This window comes from Imperialibacter sp., from assembly GCF_048007035.1.
Lineage (GTDB): Bacteria > Bacteroidota > Bacteroidia > Cytophagales > Cyclobacteriaceae > Imperialibacter.
In genome coordinates this window covers 1,744,351-1,765,173 of sequence record NZ_CP180355.1, presented here as the reverse complement: position 1 = coordinate 1,765,173, position 20,823 = coordinate 1,744,351, and the positions used below count along the sequence as shown (strand labels likewise).

Genomic DNA, 20,823 nt, shown 5'->3' with positions numbered 1-20,823 from the left:
TGCCATTAGTTGCTGACTTGTAAGTACCTCACCTCCCTCACCGGCGTATTGTCTTCCGTCATGCCTTCCACCACTATCCTGTAAACTGTTGGAGAGTCGGCGGCATAAAAAGAAAACCCGGCTTTACCTGTTTCACTGTCTGTGATGAGTGAAGGATTCCAATAAATGGTGGTGCGGGTGTCAGGCTCGCTATGGCTTTCCTTTCGCTGAGAATAATTGGGTGCTCTGAATTCCTGTGCTGGAGTGTAACCTTTTATCGTGTAAAGACTGAAGCCGTCTTTATTGAAAATGGTGGGTTTTTCATTCTGTTTTCTTTCTCCTCCAAGGTTAGTTTCTACCATAATAACTCCGTCAAACCCAGCCATACCAAAGACTCCGGCGTTGTAGGTGTAGACTGTGATGCTTTTAATATCAGCAGGATTGAGCCGGTCTAAATAATCAACTCCTGTATTGCCTGGCTCCGGAGGTGCCTGTTCCTGAAATCGCTGACCATCGATAATGACCAACGGTGTAGGATAATAGTTTCCTCTGGCTGTTCCATAGTTTTTCCGATACATGCCATTTCTATTAAAACCAGGCATGCCTCTTTCAATAATAGACATCACTCCCTGCCCGGAAGATCTCTGAATATCCTCCTGGGTAAAAGTTTTATCGCCAGGGCCAAAGCCATAGTTCCTTTCTGCCAGAGGTTCAATCTTGGAGCTTTCCACCACCACTTCATTGAGCAATGTATAGTCGACATCGGTCGGGAGAGAAAAGATGGGCTGCGGCAACTCCTGTTCTTTAACAGTCAGGTTGAGGTTGGTAAGCTTTACTTTTATTTCTGGTACAGTTTGCTTTGCCAGCTTCACCGATCCGTATGGTCTGCCTTTTTCATTGATCGCAGCCATCGCAATGGCTGAGCTATCGTTGAACTGTAAACCACTTGCCCAAAACTTGCCGGTCGAGTCGGCTGCTACCACCCCATAGTCTTCGTATTCGCCTTGCACTACAGTAATATTGGCGGCTTCGGGTTCTCCTTTTTTGTTGAGAAACTGCCCACTCACGCTGATGCCATATTCGATTTGATGTTGCGGTTGGGTAAAGTAGGGGGTAGGCTTTCCGTTGAGCACCCAGTTATAGGCTTGCTGTAGTGTTGGGCTTGTTGGAACCGAGGCTACCCGAAGTGTGTCAGTAATCGACACAGTCAGATTGGAGGAGATAGCCCCTCCGTCAGTGTCCATTACGCTCAGAGACACTTGCACTTTGTCGCGGGGTCGGTAACGGTCTTTGTCAGTGCTGATCGAGATCAGTAAATCAGGATCGGTCATGTTAGCGCCGAGCACCGTTGTATTTACTACCGTCTCGTAAAGATTAATTATTGGCAGGGGCTGGTAAGTGATGTCGCTCGAAGGGAAGTTCTGCATCCATCGTGTGTAGGCCCTTAGGTTGTAATCGCCGGCTTGTATATATGACGGAAGAGTTAGTTGTCCGGTGACTTTACCATTCTCAATCGGAAATACCTCCGTTTTTACAATCTGGCGGAATGGGTTGATCACATCAACATAAAGCACCCGGCTCAGGGTGTCGGCCATCAGGGCGTTCTGGTACAGCATTTGGCCACTGAACCAAATGGTCTCGCCAGGGTAATAGTACGGCTTGTCCGTAATCAGATGGGGTTTCTCACGAAGGCTATTCTGCTTGTATTGCTGCTGGGCGATCATGATTTCCTCCGTCGAACTAAATGCCGACACTGTGTCGCCCGGGGTGTAATTGTGAGGGAGCAAATGAGCTACCCTGGCCCTGGCCATGTGTCCCGAGATGACAATATCTGAGGGATCGAGAGGCACGCCTTTGCTCGTCACTTCCGTGGAGCCCCCCTTAAGGGTAATCCAGCTAATGGGATGGTAAACGTCGTGATAATAGGTGTTTGGCCACGACATGCCAGTGTAGTGCACCTCCAAACGTTTGGAAGAAACGATCTTGAACTCGCCGATTTGCTGTCCTGGCCTGATGGCCCTGTCCAAAGAGAAAGCCTCAATGGAGTTGCCTCTTTCGTAGTCGAAACTATTGGTTCGGATATGTGTCAGCCCGAAACTTTTTGATTGATAAATATCAAAATGTTGTGCGCTGAGGTCGTTTCTTATCATCGACTTGAAGAGATGCCGCAATGAAGACTGATAGGCTTTTTGCCTGTTGTCCACCCATTTTTTTGACAGGTCTTCAAAGAGGGTGTCCATTTCAACAAACTGTACCGGGCCTTGATACAAGGTACCGTTTCGGGTTTGGTTGAATACGTTCAAATGATAAATCAGCTTGTAACCCAGCGCCATGTTTTCAATTTCCAAAGGCTGGTTGAAGGTGGCGGAAAAATAGCGCATCCCATCGCTGGACTTTCCTTCTTCGAAGTCAATGGCCCATGGATTGAGAATTTTGGTTTTATTTACCAGTGGGTCGTATCTGCTGCCGATAAAAACTTCTTCAAACCTTTCCAGTTGTTTTTCCCACTTTCTGTCCCTTCTTGAGGTAAGTTCTACCTCGTCGAGCTGTTTTTCCTGAGGAGCCAGGGAGAAGTCTTTCTGTAGTGGCTCTCCTTCTTTGAGGTCAATCGATACCGACTTGGTAATATAGCCAACGAAGGAAGCAGCTAAAGTCATTTTGCCCGGGCTGACTCCTTTCAAGACGTACTTGCCGTCGGCGTCGGTCACTGTACCAATAGTAGTGTTGTCGACAAATACATTCGCAAAGGGGAGGGGCTCGCCTGTAGTATTGTCAGTAACAAGACCATTAATTGCCTGGCCTTTTGAAACAAAAAAGCCAAACAGAAGCAACAGGATTAAAAGAGGGTGACTAAAATGTCTCAATCAGTGTGTTTTTAAGTAGGTATAAATTTTAAACAATAAGTGATCAATATACGCTTAAATTGGAAGTTACCAGCACCTTTTTTGTGTGAAAATTTGCTTGATGCTTAGTCTGCGCACAGTTGGCAGCGGTCGATTTATGGCCTAAACAATTCCCAACCTGTTCAGCTTTGCGAACTTTTAATGCGCTATATTTGTACCCTTATTTGCAAAATATGATTTCCGGGGCCGACTGGTTTTGACAGTAAGGACGGATTTTGTGCTTGCGTGCCGGGTGATGAGTGTACATCCGTGAGCAATTCACTCAAACAACAATTGGCGAATCTAATTACGCCATGGCTGCTTAATCTTAACTTAACGTTGAGGTAAAGGCTTAAAGGGTTGAGTCCGCCAGCTGGCGGATTCCCCAGCCACATCCACCAGTGCCTCGTTCTTCCGGTGCTGATTTTGGGTGTCGACATGGTTGAACTAGTGGGTGCGAGGCTACTAAGCACCTGCGAAATTAAGTGGCTAAGCTGTGCGTTGGTATGTTGCCTACCGGCAAGCAGTCGAAAATTCAATCGGTAACTATGCATGTAGACGGTACATTTTTCCCTTATCTGGACGAGGGTTCGACTCCCTCCGGCTCCACAAACAACCCGCTTTAGGCGGGTTTTTTTGTGGAGCCGGAGGGGCTCCCATGCAAGCTGGGGATCAAGCGGAAAATCTGGGGGATTGCCCTTTAAACCCAATATCCCAAGTGGTCATAAAAAAGCAAAAGGTCCAAGCGAGACGCATTGAACCAGCTTTGCTTTTTTATTTAGCCACAAACGAAACATTCGATCCCCCAGAAATACATATTGATCCCAGGCTGGCCCCTCGCTAAACTGCTTCACTGGAGTTTTTGTGCAATAAACTCTCTCCTGCGTCGCACGTGTTTGACAGGTAGGGAGCTAAATAAATCTCTTGCTGAGAAGCAAGTGTGGGAATGAAAAGGTTAGCAGCTTCTTATGGCACGGTCTGAGGTGCTAAATCAGCCAAAATTGCTTCCAGATGATTTCTAATAAGTGAAAAGTGTCCCTCTTTCTCGAGGATGTGCAGCTCGGAATCTTGCAGCGTCTCGTGATAGTAAATTCCTCTGTGCTTAGGGGTCATTTTATCATCTGTGCCATACCAGAGATTTATATTGTTGGCAACTTCCTCCAATGGAAAGCCCCAGTCCGCCACATATAGCTTCCATTCCTGTACGACGGCTTCAGTGCCTTGCCTAAAGGCCTCTCTGCTACCCTGAATAAATTCGACACCATAAGCAGGTGTACCCAGCAAGAGCTTTCGATCCGGCTTGGGCAGGAATCGTTGCAATTGGCGGAGCCTCTTTTCGGGATTTTCCAGAAGGGTTTCGTGTTCAGTGGAGATGAAGGCTCTTAAATTTTTGTCCGATTTGGCTGCGGCAAACCAATGGGCAAGCCGCACTGGAAACCACATGCCTTTGAGTTTGCCTTTATAGTTGTAAGGCCCAGTTCCTGAAACAATGCCTACGTTTACCACTCTGTTCCGAAGAACATAAGCACAGGCCAAAACGTGTGGTGCCCCGCCTGACAGCCCAAATATGGAAAAGTTGTTAAATCCCAAATGGTCAGCCAACGCCTTAACATCGTTGGCCCAATCGAGGAATTTTCTGTTCTCGTGAAAGGTCGAAAGCCCTATTCCCGGTCGATCAGGAGCTATTATTCGAACGTGGAGCTTAGTAGCTGTACTGTCCATAAATCTGCTGGACAGGCGACTTTCCTGGCCGCCATGAAAATAGAAAACAGGGAAGCCATTAGCATCACCATAGTCGGCATACCCAAGTGTTCTCCCATCGGGCAGCGTAATAACGTTTTCTGTCTCCATAGAATAGTTTTCTTCATTGAAGGCTCCAGCAGGAATAGGAGGTAGTGGTGCCATGCTACAATAAGCCATGATTCCCCCTGACAGAAAAAATGCTGCAATGGCCTTGATAAGGGAAGATCTTTTCATGTCGCTGGATATTTATCATTGTGACATTTTGCCACAATGTAAGATATATTTTATATCTTTACAAAAAATCAGAAGTCCTGGGTTTAACATTGCGCCGAATGTCGAAAAACGAGCAGTACATCAGCGCCCTGCTTGGTGAGGGCGAGAAACACTTTTTATCCAACATATCGATTGACACAGTGATTTTGGGATATGAAGAGAATAGCCTCAAAGTGTTGCTGTTGCGAGTAACCGAAGGAGGCTGGATGCTTCCCGGTGGTTATGTTTTCAAAAATGAATCGCTGGATGAGGCAGCCAGCAGGATTTTGGAAGAACGCATTGCTTTGCGGGATATTTTTCTAAAACAATTCCATGTTTTTGGGGAGCCTGATCGTTCTTTTTCGTCAGAGATTGCAGCGCTTTTCGGAAAGCTTGGGGCGCCATGGACTCAGAACCTCTGGATCAATCAGCGATTTATATCTGTCGGATACTATGCGTTAGTTGATATCGCTAGAGCTGCGCCCCGGCCCAATATATTCTCGAAAAGTTGTAGTTGGCACCCTGTAGAAGCCCTTCCGGCACTGTTGTTGGATCATAAAGAAATAATCGAAAAGGCGCTGCATGGATTTCAAAACGATTTACAGAATTATCCACTGGGATTTCACCTGCTACCCAGCATGTTCACGATGCCTGAGTTACACGGATTGTTCGAAACCGTCTACCGAAAAAGCCTGGATCGCAGCAGGTTCCAAAAAAAAATGTTGAGCTACGGGGTTTTTGAACGGCTCGAGAAGAAAAAAGGTGTTGCCCATCGAAGCCCCTTTTTATATCGGCACCGGGAGTAGGTAGTTAAAGTCTTGGCTATATCCAGCAATCGTCGGATTGTAGAGCTGGCCGAAAGTAGACTCATGACACAAATGGGGAAGGGTTGAGCGGCTACAAGATGCGATAGTATCTCAATCATCCCGCCGCTGTGGATAACTTTTCTCCTCCTCCCTCATATTAACTCCCCTTTCATTTCATTTAATTTCCGATTCAGGATAAATTGCCTGCTCGATTGAGCGTCCGATGGAAAGCTTCGTAGTATCAGCAAGAAAATATCGTCCACTTGGCTTTGACGAGGTAGTTGGTCAGGAACATATCACCACTACCCTCAAAAATGCCATTGACCAGAACCATCTGGCCCAGGCTTTGCTGTTTTGCGGGCCGAGGGGAGTAGGCAAGACTACCTGTGCACGAATAGTAGCCCGGATGATCAACGGATTCGATAATGCCAACCCGTTGGCCACCGGCAACAACCTGAACATTTATGAGCTGGATGCTGCGTCCAACAACTCGGTAGACGACATCAGGAACCTGATCGATCAGGTACGGTATCCACCCCAGCAAGGCAACTATAAGGTATATATCATTGATGAGGTGCACATGCTCTCCACCCAGGCCTTCAATGCGTTTTTGAAGACCCTGGAGGAGCCGCCTTCCTATGCCATTTTCATTTTGGCGACAACGGAAAAGCATAAAGTGATTCCAACGATCCTGTCTCGTTGTCAGATTTACGATTTTAACCGGATCGAGATTTCGGACATCACCACTCAACTGCAGAAAATTGCGACGAACGAAGGCATTGAAGCTGAAGAGGAGGCCTTGCACCTTATTTCGCAGAAGGCCGACGGGGCGCTAAGAGATGCGCTTTCTATTTTCGACCTGATTGTTACCTTTTCGTCTGGCAACAAAATCACCTATCAGGACACCATCAAGAACCTCCATATTCTTGACTACGACTATTATTTTAAAGTGGTAGATTTCTTTTTGGAAGAAAACCTGTCAGGCGTGCTGCTCATTTTTGATGAAATCATCAGAAGCGGCTTCGATGGGCACAACTTTATCAACGGACTCAGCGAACACCTTCGCAATTTGATGGTTTGCAAAGACAAGGAAACGATTTCTCTCTTGCAGGTGGCGCAGAGCATCAAAACAAAATATAGCGACCAATCTTCGAAAGCCTCTCTTTCTTTTCTTCTCTCGGGGCTGAACATTTTGAGCCAGTGCGACATACAATATAAGGCCAGCAAAAACCAGCGACTTCATGTGGAGCTGGCGCTTATGAAGCTGACACATTTGAATGCGGCCTTTTCTCTCGCCAGCTTGCCCGCCCCTGAAAATGGGGCAAAAAAAAAAGTGAGCTAACAGCTGAAAAGCCCAGTGAAACCAATGGTGCAATAGGAACAACTTCACCTCGTCCGGTTGTAACCAGCTACAAGAGCGGCACAGAGAAAAAAGAAACCCCGAGTATTTTTCCCGTCAAGGCGGAAAAGAAGGAGGTAGTGCTGGAAGCGAAGCCGGATGACACCCAGGAGGCTGTGGCCGTTAGTCAGCTTCCTTCGTCAGACTACACACAAGATCAGCTCACCGAAGCCTGGCAGAAATTTGCGGAGCAGAAATCAGCGGGCAAAATTTCCGACTCACTGAAGATGATTTTCAAGAAGCCATTGCTGAAGAGAGAGGAGTCGGTGGTTGAAATAGAGTTGTCTACAGACATAGAACGTAAATTTTTGAAAGTAGAGGAAACTGAGCTAGTTCAGTTTTTGAGAAGGGAGCTTTCGAACCCAACCGTGACACTGCGGATATCTATCAAAGAGGCAGAATTGAAGCAGAGACTCTATACCGACAAGGAGAAGTTCAACTACCTGGCCGAGAAGCAGCCCTTGCTGCTTAAACTGAAAGAAAAGCTTTATTTAGATACCGATTTTTAGGCCTCCGTGGCGGCAAGCTCCATCAGGGCTTTTTCACTCAATGGCTTGGAAATAAACTGGTGAACAAACCTGTTGTTCAAAAACTGGTTGATGTCCCTCTTGTTGTTGGAACTTGACAATACGACCACTTTGATTTTTTCGTGCAACTGGGGCGGAAAGTTTTCATATTCGTAGAGGAACACAAAGCCATCCACAATAGGCATGTTAATGTCCAGGAAAATAATATCGGGGATCTTATCGAGGTCGTTTTGGTTTTGATGTAAGTATTCAAGCGCACTTTTTCCCGTATTCTTTATCAGGATGCTTTCGGAAAAATTGACATGCTCCATTATCTTCTTACTAAGAAAATTGTCGGTATCATTGTCATCCACAAGCATGACAAGGCTCACTTTCGGGGTACTATTTAGTTGAAATTCTTCCACTTAATAAAAGCTCTAGGCTAAACTGTCAGGTTGAATGATAAAAAGAAACGGGTAACAAAATGAAAAAGCTGACTGACTGAGATTTTAACTTTAAATTTACGCTGTTAAGGGAAGAAAAAAAATCAATCAGTAACTTTTAGGTTTTCACCAATCGAAAGGACAAAATTTGATTTATCGTTCATTTTCATCAGTTTTTCTATAGCGATATCGTATTTTCTGGCAATGGAATACATTGTTTCGCCGGGTTGCACCACATGCACCGTCACTCTGTTGGCTGGCAGCACCGACGGATTTAAAACCTCCTTTACATCACTGGTGTCTCGCTTGATCAGCAGTAGCTCTTGTCCGATCGAAAGTATGCTGTTGTCGGAAAGGTCATTCCACTGCTGCAGCTCGGCTTTGGTAACGCCATAGCGTCGTGCAATGCCGTACAGGGTTTCTCCCTTGTTGACAACATGAATATCCCGGGCAGCCTCCCTGTTCGGAGTCAAAGCCGGCTCCTCTTGCTTTGCTTGCTCAGCAGTTGAAGTATTGACGATAGGTTCAGGCGCTTTTTGCTCTTCGAAAATGAGCTCTTCGGTGGCCAAAGCAGGCTCTTCATCGAAAGGTTTTACTACCTCTGCAACTTGTATTTCTTCCTCCCGCACCACTACTGCCGGCTCCCTTCGTGGGGGTGCTGCAGGCTCAGTTTTGACTATTGCCGGTAAATAGTCTTCACTGGTATCTTTTATCTCTATATCCACCGACGAGGGTCGCCTCTGCCTAAGCCAAAGCACCCGGCCCACCTCAGGTTTATCGATGGTGAACATTCTGTTTTTCCTTGCCAGTTGATTGAGCTTAATGCCATACTCCTGCGCTACGTCCCAGAGCGTTTCTCCTTGCTTAACGGTATGATAATAAATGTTCGACCTCCAATGTTTGTTTTTCAGGTAATAGACCTGCCCCTCTTCAAGGGCCTGGTTTGGTCGCAAGTCATTGAATTTCTCAAGCCTTTCCACGTCCACCCCCGATTTGGCGGCTAGCGTCTTCAGGTCATCGGATTTTGTAGCGATAATAGCCGGAATCCCATTTATTTCCACTATGAATGAAGCAATACGGCTGTCGATGGTTTTTTTCAGATCGGGGTACTTTTCCTGAATCAAGACGGCATTTTCGTCCGGTACCACTATTTCCTCGCTATCGGCAGAAGGTGAGGATGACGGGGTATGTTTTTGCTCATTTTTGGCAATAAGGTCCACTTTATCGCCTTTTTGTACAGGAATGATCACCGAGTACTCCTTTTCACTTGGCACGGGACCTCTCTTTAGCCATTTGTTGTACTGAAACACGAGTGCCTCGTCGGCGTTCAGCTCTTTCGATATCTTGTCGAGGGGTTTGTCGGCCCCCTTTGTATACTCTCTCAGCTCCAGACCAGACGAGGGGCGCCCGCCCAACTCATCCTGAAAGGCGATCATATGCGCCAGAAAAGTCTTGAAATACCAGTGCGTGTCCTTGTCAATGGTCATTTTACTCGCACCGAAGTTAGATTTATCTACATGCTTCTCAGCGCCAGTCTTCCCTGTATTGTGCGCTATTACGGAGTAAACCCAGTTATTAAAAAAGAAGTTATGGCGCTTAATATATTTGCAGGCCCCCCGGGTGGAGGAGACAATATTGAGCCGTTCGTCCACATATTTGTCAATGCGTAGGCCCACCTCCCGGCCGGCTCTTTGAACATCCAGAACCCAACCGCATTGGACGAAGAAACCGCATCAGAAACCAGGCCGCTCTCCTGTATCACCAGGTATTTGATGTCGTCGGGCAGGTTCTCTTCCTTCATTACTCTTTCAATAATGGGGAAGTACAGCAACACCAAATCGAGCCTTAAGCGGAAGTATCTGTCGGAAGCCCTCAGGGCGTCTACTTGCTGCTGGATATCAGACCGTGCTGCATCGGTAATTTTGAGCTTCATGCCAGCAAAGTCCATTTGAGATGGAACCCTTGGTGCGGCGGTATCGGCCAGCCCATCAATTGCCTGGAAGAAGATAATAATTAGGAGAAGGAATCGAAAATGGCACTTTGCCAGCATACACCAGTTGGGAAATATTCGAAACAAAGTTACAAATGAATAGCCAATTGCAAAGTAAGCTACTAGTATTCAGGCAGTTATCGTCAAATTACGAAGTATATCTTGCTGGACTCCAACTTATTACATTGTCCACAGCAAAGTAATAGTTAAAGCAACTATATCTTCCTGAGCATCATGAGGCCATCTCTGATTGGAAGCAATACATTTTGCACCCGGGGATCGTCGGCCACTTTTTTGTTAAATGCCAGAATAGTGAGCGTATCGGGGTCATCCTTTTTTCTGTTCTTCTCCAGTACTTTGCCGCTCCAGAGCACGTTGTCGGCCATAATATATCCGCCCGGCCTCACTTTATCAATCACCAGGTCAAAGTAGTTAGTATAGTTTGCTTTGTCAGCATCAATGAATACAAGGTCAAAAGTCGCATCCAGTTTTGGAACCTCTACCATGGCATCACCAATAACATACTTGATTTGCTCCCGGTAGGGCGAATCGCCTATGAATCTCCTTACAATGCTTTCAAGCTCTCCATTAATATCTATGGTGGTCAGCTTTCCATTTTGCTGTAGCCCCTCGGCAAGGCAAATGGCCGAATAGCCGGTGTAAGTGCCAATCTCAAGAATGGATGTTGGTTTGATCATATGCGAGAACATTGACAGCACTCGTCCCTGAAAGTGCCCCGAAAGCATTCGAGGCCTGAGCACATTAAGATGTGTATGCCTGTTCAGTCTGCCAAGCAGCTCTGGCTCGGGTTCAGTATGCGCTTCTATATAGCGAAAAAGGTCGGCATCTATGAAATCCATGATAAGGTTGTAAAATATTTACTCGTGTGAAAAGAAAATCAAAAATAGGCTTGAGAGATCGTTTTGCATGATTTTTTCAATAATAACGAAAGAGTTGGTTCTTCTTTTTAACAATGAAACTCAAGCCTTGAATAATTCACATTTTGGTTGCCAAGTAGTTATGTGAGATTTTTTTGGGAATATCGGAAAAGTATAAAATCTGTTTTATATTGATCCCCGAAATAAATCTGGGAGTGGATTTAAAGAATAATTACTAGAAAACGGTTACGCAAACGATTTAAACGGATTTCCCGCAATCGATTGCAAACAAATTTTCTTGGGGAAACTTGACACGTTAACAAATAATTTCTTAAATTCGACAATTGCTCAGAACAATACCTACTTAAATTATTTGTTTTATGGTTCTTAATTACAAGTGCCCCAAACGCTGTGCACCATTTCCGAGTGCACCTCCTGCTATAGTTCCGGCGTCAAGCTTTTCCATTTCATTTTCAGTTCCTCTTTATTCGTAACTGATTATTATTCTGTGTCAGACACCGCATGAGTGTCTGGCCCGAAATGGTTTGCCTGAATTCAACGAAGCCTTTTTCAAACAATTATATACAACTTCACTTAAACTACATTTTTATGAAAAAAGGATTACTGAAGTACATTTTTCCTTTGATCTGCCTGGCGCTGCTAGCAGCGGCTACCGATGCCGCTGCACAGAACAGGCAAGTGTCAGGAAAGATAACAGATTCCGAAACCGGGGAAGGTTTTCCTGGTGTTAGCGTATTGGAAGTAGGAACTTCCAATGGTACAGTGACTGACCTTAACGGAAATTACTCCCTTTCGGTTGGCTCTGGTGCAAGACTTTCTTTCTCTTTCATTGGGTATGTGACCCAGGAAGTGGAAGTAGGATCAAGAAGTGTGATTGATATTCCTTTAGCACTTGACGTAAAGCAGCTTCAGGAATTGGTTATCACTGGTTACACAGTTGATAATCGACGTGAAACTTCCGGCTCTATATCAACCGTGAAGCCAAAAGACATCGCTGTTATCCCAACGGGTAACGTAGAGCAGTCTTTGGCTGGTCGTATTGCCGGTGTAAACGTAATTACCAACGGTCAGCCTGGTTCAACCAGCCAGATCAGGGTAAGGGGTTTTGGCGCATTCGGTGGTAATGCTCCTCTTTACGTGGTTGACGGTGTGCCAGTTCAGGACACTAACTTCCTTAGCCCAGACGACATTGAGTCTACAACTGTACTGAAAGATGCGGCTGCTGCCTCTATATATGGAGCAAGAGCGGCTAACGGTGTAATCGTTTACACTACCAAAAAGGGCTCTAAGCAAGCCAAGAAGATCAGCATCGATTATAACAGTATGTTTGGATTTACAACACCTGGAAAGGGTATTGAAATGATGAATCCTGCTGACTTTGCTGAGTGGACATGGAATGCTGAGCGCAACCAGGCACGCATCGAAAACCGTGAGCCTGTATTCAGCCATCCTCAATTTGGCACTGGCACTACACCTCGGTTACCCGATTTCCTTAGTGTTGGCGGTGAATCCGGACGTGTTGGTACCTATACTGCGGCCGAAGCTGCTCTATACAATGTTGACCCTGCTGCTGGATCTGTATACCAAATCACCAGAGCGGCTACAGGCGCCGGAACCGATTGGTATGATGCTATTACAAATGTTGGGTCACTTCAGAGACAGACCCTTGGCTTACACGGCGGAACAGACAGAAGCCGTTTTTACTTCTCAACAAGTATTCAGGATCAGGCTGGTATAGTATTATATAATACTTTCAAGAGATACTCTTTCAGAGCGAACTCTGAATTTGATCTTCTTCCTAATTTGCGTTTTGGTGAGAACATGCAATTCACTTACCGTTCAGTACTTGGTCAGCAAGGTAACGAAGGTGGACAAGGTGTTGCTGATGACGAGAACGATATCTTGTCTGCATTCCGTATGCCTACCATCATCCCTGTGTATGACGAGTTTGGTGGCTATGCTGGTACCGCTTCGAAAGGTTTCAACAATCCACGTAACCCAGTTGCATCCCGTGATGGTCAAAAGAACAACAGGGGTTTTGAAGGAAGTGGTTTCGGTAATATCTATTTGGAATATGACCCAATCCCTGGTTTGACTTTGAGAACCAACGTTGGTGGTGCTTATGGAAGTAACTATAGCTGGGGCTATGGCCGTCGTCAGTATGAAAACTCAGAGAACAACTCTGCATTCAGCTACAGCGAAGGTTCAGGTTGGAATTTCCAGTGGAACTTTACGAATACCGCTAACTATAAGAAGACTTTCGGCATCCACAACATAGACCTTTTGGTGGGACAGGAAGCTTTGAATACTGGAAAAGGCCGTGGTATGAGCGCAAACGGATTGAACCCATTTTCTCAGGATCCGGACTTCGTAACCATTTCTACGCTGGGTTCAAGAAACCCACCCAACAGTTTCTATTACAAAGGTGTTAACTTCTCTTCCTATTTTGGTAGAGCGAATTATATCCTGAACGATAAGTATATCTTAAGTGCAGTTGTTCGTCGTGATGGTTCTTCTCGTTTCGGTGCTGAAAACAGATATGGTGTATTCCCTGCCTTTTCAGCTGCCTGGAGACTTTCATCTGAAAGCTTTATGTCATCACTTACGTTCATCGACGATTTGAAGATCAGAGGTGGATATGGTACTATGGGTAACTCTAACAACGTAGACCCTAATAACCAGTTCAGCTTGTACGGCGGCAGCATTGGCGCATCGTCTTACGATATCAATGGATCGAACAGTGGCGCAGTAGATGGTTTCTACAGAACACGTATTGGTAACTCAGGTGCCAAATGGGAAACTTCGGTTACTCAGAATATCGGTATCGACGGTACCTTGTTCGATGGCAAGTTCGACGTGATTGTTGACTTCTGGAGAAAAGATACTAAAGACTTATTGTTCTCGGTGCCAGTGCCAACACCACTCGGGCCAAATGCGTCAGCGCCTTCTGTGAACATTGGTGAAATGAGGAACCAGGGTATCGACGTGCAGTTGATCAACAGAGGCAACCTTACGTCTGAACTAACTTATGAAGTGAATGTGACTGGATCGCTTTTGAAGAACGAAATCGTTACCCTTGCTGGTGATCTTGAATTCTTTACTTCAGGTACTCAAACTTACAGGGGCATCGCTCCAATCCGTAACCAGCGTGGCTACTCTCTGTCATCTTTCTTCGGATACGACGTGCAGGGATTGTTCCAGAACGATGCAGAAGTTGCATCTGCTGCTACTCAGGCGGGTGCAGCTCCTGGTCACTTCCGTTACAGAGATGTTGACGGAGATGGCGAAATCACAGAAGATGACAGGGTATTCCTTGGAAGCCCGGTAGCTCCGTTTACAGGTGGTTTAACCTTCTCACTTGGGTATAAGAACTTCGACCTGGCTACTTATTTCTATACGTCTATTGGTAATGAAATCTGGAATCAGTCAAGATGGTTCACTGACTTCTATCCTTCATTTGCAGGTGCTTCTATCGCTGAGCGTGTGAAGAATAGCTGGACACCATCCAACACAAATACTGACCACCCTGTATTTGATAAGTCGTCTAACTTTAGCACCAACACGCAGGCTAACTCTTACTACGTTGAGAACGGGTCTTACCTGAGAATGCAGAATATTACGTTGGGTTACAAGATGCCTGCTGATCTTTTGTCAAGGTTAAAGATGACCAACTTGAGAGTATTCGTTTCTGCTAACAACTTGCTGACCATCACAGGTTATGAGGGACTTGATCCTTCAGTAGGTGGTAACGCTGACATCAACTTTGGTGTTGATGTTGGAAACTATCCGATCACAAGATCATTTACTGGTGGTTTACAGATCGGTTTCTAAAAACAATTTGATTAAACGATCAATTTAATTATTGATGTTTTTGAAAAATATAAAAGAATTATGACCATGAAAAAAAATATATTAAAAGGAGCCGCAGGCCTGTTTGTAGCCTTAACGGTTCTGGTGATCGGTTGTAAGGACGAGTTTCTTGAAATTGCCCCAACAGGCACATTGGCAAGGGCTCAGCTTACATCTGCGAAGGGCCTGAACGCTGCTCTTATTGCAGCATATTCGCAAGTGAACGGAAGAGGCGGCAGAATGTCGTCACCTTCAAACTGGGTGTGGGGTAGTATAAGAGGTGGAGAACACAACAAAGGTACTGACCCTGGTGACTTTTCCGACATCAATCCAATTCAGCGTTACGAATATCTCCCAACGCAGGGAGTCATCAATGGTGCGTACAGTGGTTGGTATGAAGGAGTAGCCAGGTGCAACAACGTTTTAGCACTTCTCTCCGATGCCGATGCTGATGTTTCTGAAGAAACTAAAACAGCAATTGAGGCACAAGCCAAGTTTTTAAGAGGCCATTATTATTTTGAGCTGAAAAAGAACTTTGGCAACACACCTTACATCGATGAAACGATTGACTACAGTACTGAAGTAAAAGTTTCTGAAGTAGGAAACGACAAGGACCTCTATCCTTTCATTGAGGCCGATCTTCAGTTTGCAATGGCTAACCTTCCTGAGACGCAGGGTCAGGTGGGGCGTGTAAACAAAACGGCAGCCAAAGCTTTGCTGGGTAAAGTTTACATTTACCAAAACAAGCATGCCCAGGCTTTGACTCTCTTTAATGAGGTAATATCTAGCGGGCAGACTAGCAATGGCAAGGCGGTTGGACTTGTTCCGTCGTTCCCTGATATTTTCAAGGCTTCTAACGATAATCACGAAGAGTCAATTTGGGCTTATCAGTCGGCAGCCAACACGGGTAGTGTAAACAATGCTAACCCTGAGTTTGACCTTAACTGGCCGTACAACACAGGTGCTGATGGCCCAGGAAACTGTTGCGGGTTCTTTGCCCCAACTTTTGAGTTAGCCAATCACTACAGAACGAATGCGAGCGGTCTTCCTTTGTTCGACAGAGCCTTTAATCTTCCTGCCAACGAGGTGGTGACTGATCAGGATCTTCAGTCGTCTGAGCCATTCACAGAAGATGCCGGTAACCTTGACCCAAGAATTGACTTCACGATTGGTCGCCGTGGTATTCCTTATCTTGACTGGAAGGAACACCCAGGTTTTGACTGGATTCGTAACCAGGCCAACGCTGGTCCTTATTCGCCTAAGAAGTATGTCTACTACAAAACTGATGTTGGTTCTTTTCAGGACAACAGCTCATGGACGCCAGGTTATGCTGCTATGAACGTAAACATCATCCGCTTCGCCGATGTGTTGCTGATGGCTGCTGAGTGCGAAATTGAGGTAGGTAGCATGGAGAAAGCCAGAGAATATGTGAACATGGTGAGAGAAAGAGCAGCGAATCAAGCTTCTTGGGTTAGAGAATATGATGATTCCGGTTTTGCTGCCAACTACGTCATCGGCACATATGATACACCATGGACCGATAAGACTACTGCACAGAAGGCTGTGAGAATGGAGCGCAAGCTGGAACTTGCCGGCGAAGGACAAAGGTTCTATGACCTGGTTCGCTGGGGTATAGCTGCTGAAGACCTTAACGCTTACATTGCCTACGAAAGCAAAATCCTTATCAACGCCATGGGTGGTGCTTCGTTTGATCCTAAAGACGTTTTGCTTCCTATCCCCCAGAATCAGATTGATTTAATGGGTGATGTGTTAACGCAGAATCCAGGATATTAATTGACACGAATTAAATAATTTGAATAGATGAAAAGAGGTGGCGGTTATCGTCACCTCTTTTTTTATGTAGCATTTCTAAATTTTTCAGGATATTTTTTGTGCTCGTCTCACACCTAAGTAACCTTGGAAAAATTACTCAAAATGACATTTAGCCCTAAATTTGTGGTCAAGCAAAAAGTTAACTGATATGTTTAGAGCATTAGTAGTGGCAGGCCTGATAGCCATTTTTTTGGCCTCGTGTGGAGACAGGCAAAGCACGCTCTTTAGAGAGCTGCCAGCATCCGATACTGGTATTGACTTTTCAAATACAATCATTGAATCGGACACCTTTAATATCCTGACCAACGAGTACATCTACAACGGAGGCGGAGTGGGGGCTGGTGATTTTAATAACGACGGCCTGACAGACCTTTTCTTTACGGGTAACCAAACCAGTAACAAGCTGTTTATTAATAAGGGTGGGCTCGAGTTCAATGATGTTTCTGCCGAAGCCGGAATTGAAGCACCAGACAAATGGAGTCAGGGCATCGCTTTAGTGGATATAAATGGCGATGGCTGGCTGGATATCTACGTGTGTGCCACCATGTATAGCGATTCTTTGAAGCGGGAGAACATGCTGTTTGTGAACCAGGGAGGCTCACCCGGAGGTGTTCCTACGTTTAAAGAAATGGCCAGACAATATGGTGTTAACGACAATGGCTGGAGCACAAACGCTGCTTTTTTGGACTATGACAAAGACGGAGACCTTGACCTATACGTGCTTACCAATGTGCAAAGCGGGCGAATTCCAACCAACTACAGGCCCAAAATAGTGGACGGAACAGCACCGAACACTGACAGGTTCTACAAGAACAACGGCGATGGCACCTTTTCCATAGCCAACAGGGAAGCGGGCATCCTTTACGAAGGATTTGGCCTCGGTATTGCTATTGCCGACGTAAACAATGACTCATGGCCTGACATCTATGTGTCGAACGACTTTTTGAGCAACGACCTGCTCTACATCAACAATGGCGATGGCACTTTTACCAATAAGCTGGGTGAATATGTCAGGCATTCAAGCCAGTTCTCCATGGGCAATGACATAGCCGATATCAACAACGATGGTTGGGTCGACATAGTGACGCTCGATATGCTGCCGGAGACCAACTTTCGTAAGAAGACGACTATTGGAAAGAACGTCTATCAGGTTTACATTAATAACGAAAAGTTTGACTATGAATATCAGCATGTGCGCAATATGCTGCAACTTAATAATGGTGCGGGCATTCCTTTCAGTGAGATAGGATTCATGTCCGAGATATTTGAAACCGACTGGAGCTGGTCGCCGCTGCTGGCTGATGTGGACAACGATGGCGACAGAGACCTCTTGATTACCAACGGCTTTCCCAAAGACATTACTGACAAAGATTTTGCCAGCTACCGGGCTGATGTGGGCAATGTAGCCGGGCCAGATATGTTGGTCGATTCCATCCCGGTTGTAAAAATTTCAAACTTTGCTTTTGAGAACAATGGGGACCTGACCTTCTCCGATGCAACGAGAAAATGGGGGCTTTATAAACCCACTTTCTCCAATGGTGCAGCGTTTGCCGATCTCGACAATGACGGAGACCTTGATTACGTTGTCAACACCATTGATGATGTGGCCCTTGTGTACGAAAATACACTGAACAGCAAAGCCAACACGAAACAGGATTCGATTCATTTTCTGCGGATCAGACTTAAGGGGAGTGGAGAGAATCGAGCCGGGTTTGGCAGTAAGATTAGTTTAAAGTATGGCAATGGACAAATGCAATACCATGACCATTCGGTCTATAGAGGCTTTCTGTCTTCTGTAGAAGATATCGCTCATTTTGGGATGGGGAAAACCACGTCGATCGACTCGGTTGTCGTCGATTGGTACGATGGCAAGTCCAGCGTCCTCACTAACGTGGCGGTCGACCAGGTGCTGACGGTAGATTACTCATCAGCTTCTGCAGGAGACAATCTTGCCAGGGAGATGCCGGCCTTAGGCGGTAAACCAACGGTACTTGCCGACGTGACAAAATCGCTACAGGTGGCTTTTACCCATAAAGAAGAAGATAAAATAGATTTTAACCTTCAAAGAACTCTGCCTCACAAGTTTACTCAATACGGGCCAGCGATTGCTGTAGGCGACATCAACGGGGACGGCCTTGAGGACTTTATTGCTGGCGGAACCGCTGACGAGGGCATACAATTCTTTCTTCAGCAGAACGACGGAACCTTCCAGGACAAAGTGGGTATTGAGAAGAAAGATGTGAAGCGAAATGAGTACATGGGTCTTCTGCTATTCGACATCGATACTGATGGTGACCTCGATTTGTATGCTGTTTCCGGTGGCGGTGAGTACGTTTTCCCGTCTGACAAGTATGCCGATCACCTCTACTTGAACGACGGAAGAGGCAATTTCAAGCTGCAAGTAGACGGAGTTTCGTCGGAACTTCAGTTCAGCGGGTCGGTTGCCCGGGCAGCCGACTTTGACAAAGACGGTGATCTGGATGTTTTTGTTGGTGGCCGGGTAGTGCCGGCATCGTATCCTTATCCTTCTCAAAGTGTGCTTTTGGAGAATCAGGGCGGACGACTTGTTGATGTTACGGCATCGAAGGTGCCTTTTCTTGCTGACGCAGGTATGATAACAGACATGCTCTGGACCGACTACAATGCAGACGGCCTGGTGGATATGGTGTTGGTTGGTGAGTTTATGCCAATCACTTTTGTGAAAAACGAGGGTGGTGCCTACAAAGTTGATCGGGGCACCGGGCTTCTTGAGAAAAAGGGTTGGTGGAACAGTATTGTGTCTGGCGACTTTGACAAAGACGGTGATACCGACTATGTGGCGGGCAACCTTGGGGAGAACAACTACTACCGGGCAACTATGGAGCAGCCATTGAGGGCCTATGCGAAAGACTTTGATGGCAACGCCAGTGTTGACTTGATCATGAGTTGCTATTTCAAAACCGATAATGGGGATATGAAAGAGTTTCCTCTCCATTTCTGGGATGAAATGAACTCGCAGAGCCCCATGTTCCGCAAAATGTTCTCCCGGTACAAGCAATTTGGTAAGATCACCATGGCTGAGCTGTTTACTAAGCAGCAATTGGAAGGAGCCCTGATATTGGAGGCGAACTACATGAAATCAAGCTATATTGAAAACCTGGGCAATGGCGCATTCAAAATGACGGCGCTACCTATCAGGGCTCAGATAGCCCCTATCAATGGTATGGTAGCAACCGATGTCAATAGCGATGGTCATCTGGATGTACTGATGGTTGGCAATGACTATGGCAACGAGGTGTTTCCCGGCCGCTACGATGCACTAACAGGCTTGCTGCTTTATGGAGATGGTAAAGGCAATTTCTCACCTGTGCTCTCTGCAAAGAGTGGTTTCCTGGTAGAAGGCGATGCAAAAGCGTTGGTACGACTGAGCTCTGTTGCAGGCAATGATATGTTTGTTGCCAGTCAAAACCGGGGCGACCTGAAGGTATTTGGCCTGCCGAATGACGCATTCAAAGGTACAGTTGTAAAAACGAACCCAACTGACTTTTATGCTTTGCTGAAGCACAGTGGTGGACAAACTGAGAGGGTCGAATTGACTTATGGGTCAGGGTTTCTGTCCCAGTCTTCACGGACTATCAGGGTACCTGAGGGAGTAACGCAAGTTGAAATATTTGATTTCAACGGCGATTCCAGGGTTATTTCATCACCTAATCAATAAATGCCGCTCAATGGGCATAATAATTGCATCGAATTGGCAATCCAATTCGATGCAATTATTATGAAAACTATAACAACTACGCTGCTTCTTGTTTCATTTGCTATTTCAGCTCACGCTCAGGGCGGACTGGCCTTTTTTTCCAGCGGAAGAGAGATAGCCGTAAGCACCAATTTCGAGAGGAGCGTTTGGGGCGAGTTTCGGTTAAGCACCAAGCCCTACTACACGCTTTTTGAGGATCCACGGGTGGCCGAGTATAAGGGAATACCACAGCTGATAGGAAATGCTAACATCATGCACAACGACCAGGTAGCCATGTCGTTGGGGCTCGGACTTGGCTACAGTCCCTGGGAAGGCGGCGAAGGCGGGCTTGGATTCGTTACTATTCCTTTAGGCATACGAACGGCGCCATTTAAGAATGCTCCTAATTTTTACCTGCTTGGGGAATTTTCGCCAAAAATTGTGCCTGATGGGGAGTGGTACTATGTGATACCAGCCGTGAGCTGGGGAATGAGGTATCAATTTCTCAAAGAGTAGGATAGTTGTTG

General features: G+C 46.0%; 13 protein-coding genes and 1 other RNA gene. 8 read left to right on the top strand and 6 right to left on the bottom strand.

Annotation, left to right across the window (positions count from 1 at the left end):
• Nucleotides 1–5: 5 nt before the first annotated feature.
• Nucleotides 6–2,843 (bottom strand): carboxypeptidase-like regulatory domain-containing protein, encoded by a 2,838-nt coding sequence (locus ACMVP2_RS07850; RefSeq protein WP_416867302.1) that lies wholly within the window; start codon nucleotides 2,841–2,843, stop codon nucleotides 6–8.
• Nucleotides 2,844–3,064: 221 nt separating this feature from the next.
• Between ACMVP2_RS07850 and ssrA the strand changes: the two genes are divergently transcribed.
• Nucleotides 3,065–3,473, top strand: a transfer-messenger RNA (tmRNA) gene (gene ssrA / locus ACMVP2_RS07845).
• Between the two features lie 354 nt (nucleotides 3,474–3,827).
• Here the strand turns inward: ssrA and ACMVP2_RS07840 are convergent.
• Complete coding sequence (locus ACMVP2_RS07840) at nucleotides 3,828–4,838, bottom strand: alpha/beta hydrolase (RefSeq protein ID WP_416867301.1); 1,011 nt, start codon at nucleotides 4,836–4,838, stop codon at nucleotides 3,828–3,830.
• Between the two features lie 98 nt (nucleotides 4,839–4,936).
• On the opposite strand from ACMVP2_RS07840, the gene ACMVP2_RS07835 reads away from it, so the two are divergent.
• From ACMVP2_RS07835 to ACMVP2_RS07825, 3 genes are all read left to right on the top strand, one after another.
• The gene (locus tag ACMVP2_RS07835; protein ID WP_416867300.1) at nucleotides 4,937–5,662 is read left to right on the top strand and encodes an NUDIX hydrolase; all 726 of its coding nucleotides are present in this window, start codon (nucleotides 4,937–4,939) and stop codon (nucleotides 5,660–5,662) included.
• A gap of 223 nt (nucleotides 5,663–5,885) precedes the next feature.
• Nucleotides 5,886–7,004 (top strand): DNA polymerase III subunit gamma/tau, encoded by a 1,119-nt coding sequence (gene dnaX / locus ACMVP2_RS07830; protein WP_339788121.1) that lies wholly within the window; start codon nucleotides 5,886–5,888, stop codon nucleotides 7,002–7,004.
• A gap of 137 nt (nucleotides 7,005–7,141) precedes the next feature.
• Nucleotides 7,142–7,570, top strand: coding sequence for a hypothetical protein (locus tag ACMVP2_RS07825; protein ID WP_416867299.1), 429 nt, complete (start codon nucleotides 7,142–7,144; stop codon nucleotides 7,568–7,570).
• Here ACMVP2_RS07825 and ACMVP2_RS07820 read toward each other — a convergent pair.
• From ACMVP2_RS07820 to ACMVP2_RS07805, 4 genes are all read right to left on the bottom strand, one after another.
• Nucleotides 7,567–7,992 carry a response regulator gene (locus tag ACMVP2_RS07820; protein WP_416867298.1) on the bottom strand — a complete coding sequence of 142 codons (426 nt, stop codon included), beginning with the start codon at nucleotides 7,990–7,992 and terminating at the stop codon, nucleotides 7,567–7,569. The two genes, ACMVP2_RS07825 and ACMVP2_RS07820, sit on opposite strands and share 4 nt — an antisense overlap.
• 122 nt (nucleotides 7,993–8,114) lie before the next feature.
• A complete protein-coding gene (locus ACMVP2_RS07815; protein ID WP_416867297.1) occupies nucleotides 8,115–9,497 on the bottom strand; it encodes a LysM peptidoglycan-binding domain-containing protein in 1,383 nt (460 codons plus the stop codon).
• 68 nt (nucleotides 9,498–9,565) lie between these two features.
• Nucleotides 9,566–10,060, bottom strand: coding sequence for a transglycosylase SLT domain-containing protein (locus tag ACMVP2_RS07810; protein ID WP_416867296.1), 495 nt, complete (start codon nucleotides 10,058–10,060; stop codon nucleotides 9,566–9,568).
• Nucleotides 10,061–10,215: 155 nt separating this feature from the next.
• Nucleotides 10,216–10,860 carry an O-methyltransferase gene (locus ACMVP2_RS07805; protein WP_339788111.1) on the bottom strand — a complete coding sequence of 215 codons (645 nt, stop codon included), beginning with the start codon at nucleotides 10,858–10,860 and terminating at the stop codon, nucleotides 10,216–10,218.
• A 627-nt stretch (nucleotides 10,861–11,487) separates the two neighbouring features.
• Between ACMVP2_RS07805 and ACMVP2_RS07800 the strand changes: the two genes are divergently transcribed.
• The 4 genes from ACMVP2_RS07800 to ACMVP2_RS07785 all read left to right on the top strand — a co-directional run bounded on the left by ACMVP2_RS07800 (nucleotide 11,488) and on the right by ACMVP2_RS07785 (nucleotide 20,812).
• Complete coding sequence (locus ACMVP2_RS07800) at nucleotides 11,488–14,730, top strand: SusC/RagA family TonB-linked outer membrane protein (protein WP_416867295.1); 3,243 nt, start codon at nucleotides 11,488–11,490, stop codon at nucleotides 14,728–14,730.
• Nucleotides 14,731–14,796: 66 nt separating this feature from the next.
• The gene (locus ACMVP2_RS07795; protein ID WP_339788105.1) at nucleotides 14,797–16,542 is read left to right on the top strand and encodes a RagB/SusD family nutrient uptake outer membrane protein; all 1,746 of its coding nucleotides are present in this window, start codon (nucleotides 14,797–14,799) and stop codon (nucleotides 16,540–16,542) included.
• Nucleotides 16,543–16,729: 187 nt separating this feature from the next.
• Nucleotides 16,730–20,278, top strand: a complete 3,549-nt coding sequence (locus ACMVP2_RS07790) for a VCBS repeat-containing protein (RefSeq protein WP_416867294.1) — start codon at nucleotides 16,730–16,732, stop codon at nucleotides 20,276–20,278.
• A gap of 60 nt (nucleotides 20,279–20,338) precedes the next feature.
• Entirely contained in the window at nucleotides 20,339–20,812 is a 474-nt protein-coding gene (locus ACMVP2_RS07785) for a hypothetical protein (protein ID WP_416867293.1), read from the top strand.
• The last annotated feature ends 11 nt before the right edge of the window (nucleotides 20,813–20,823 follow it).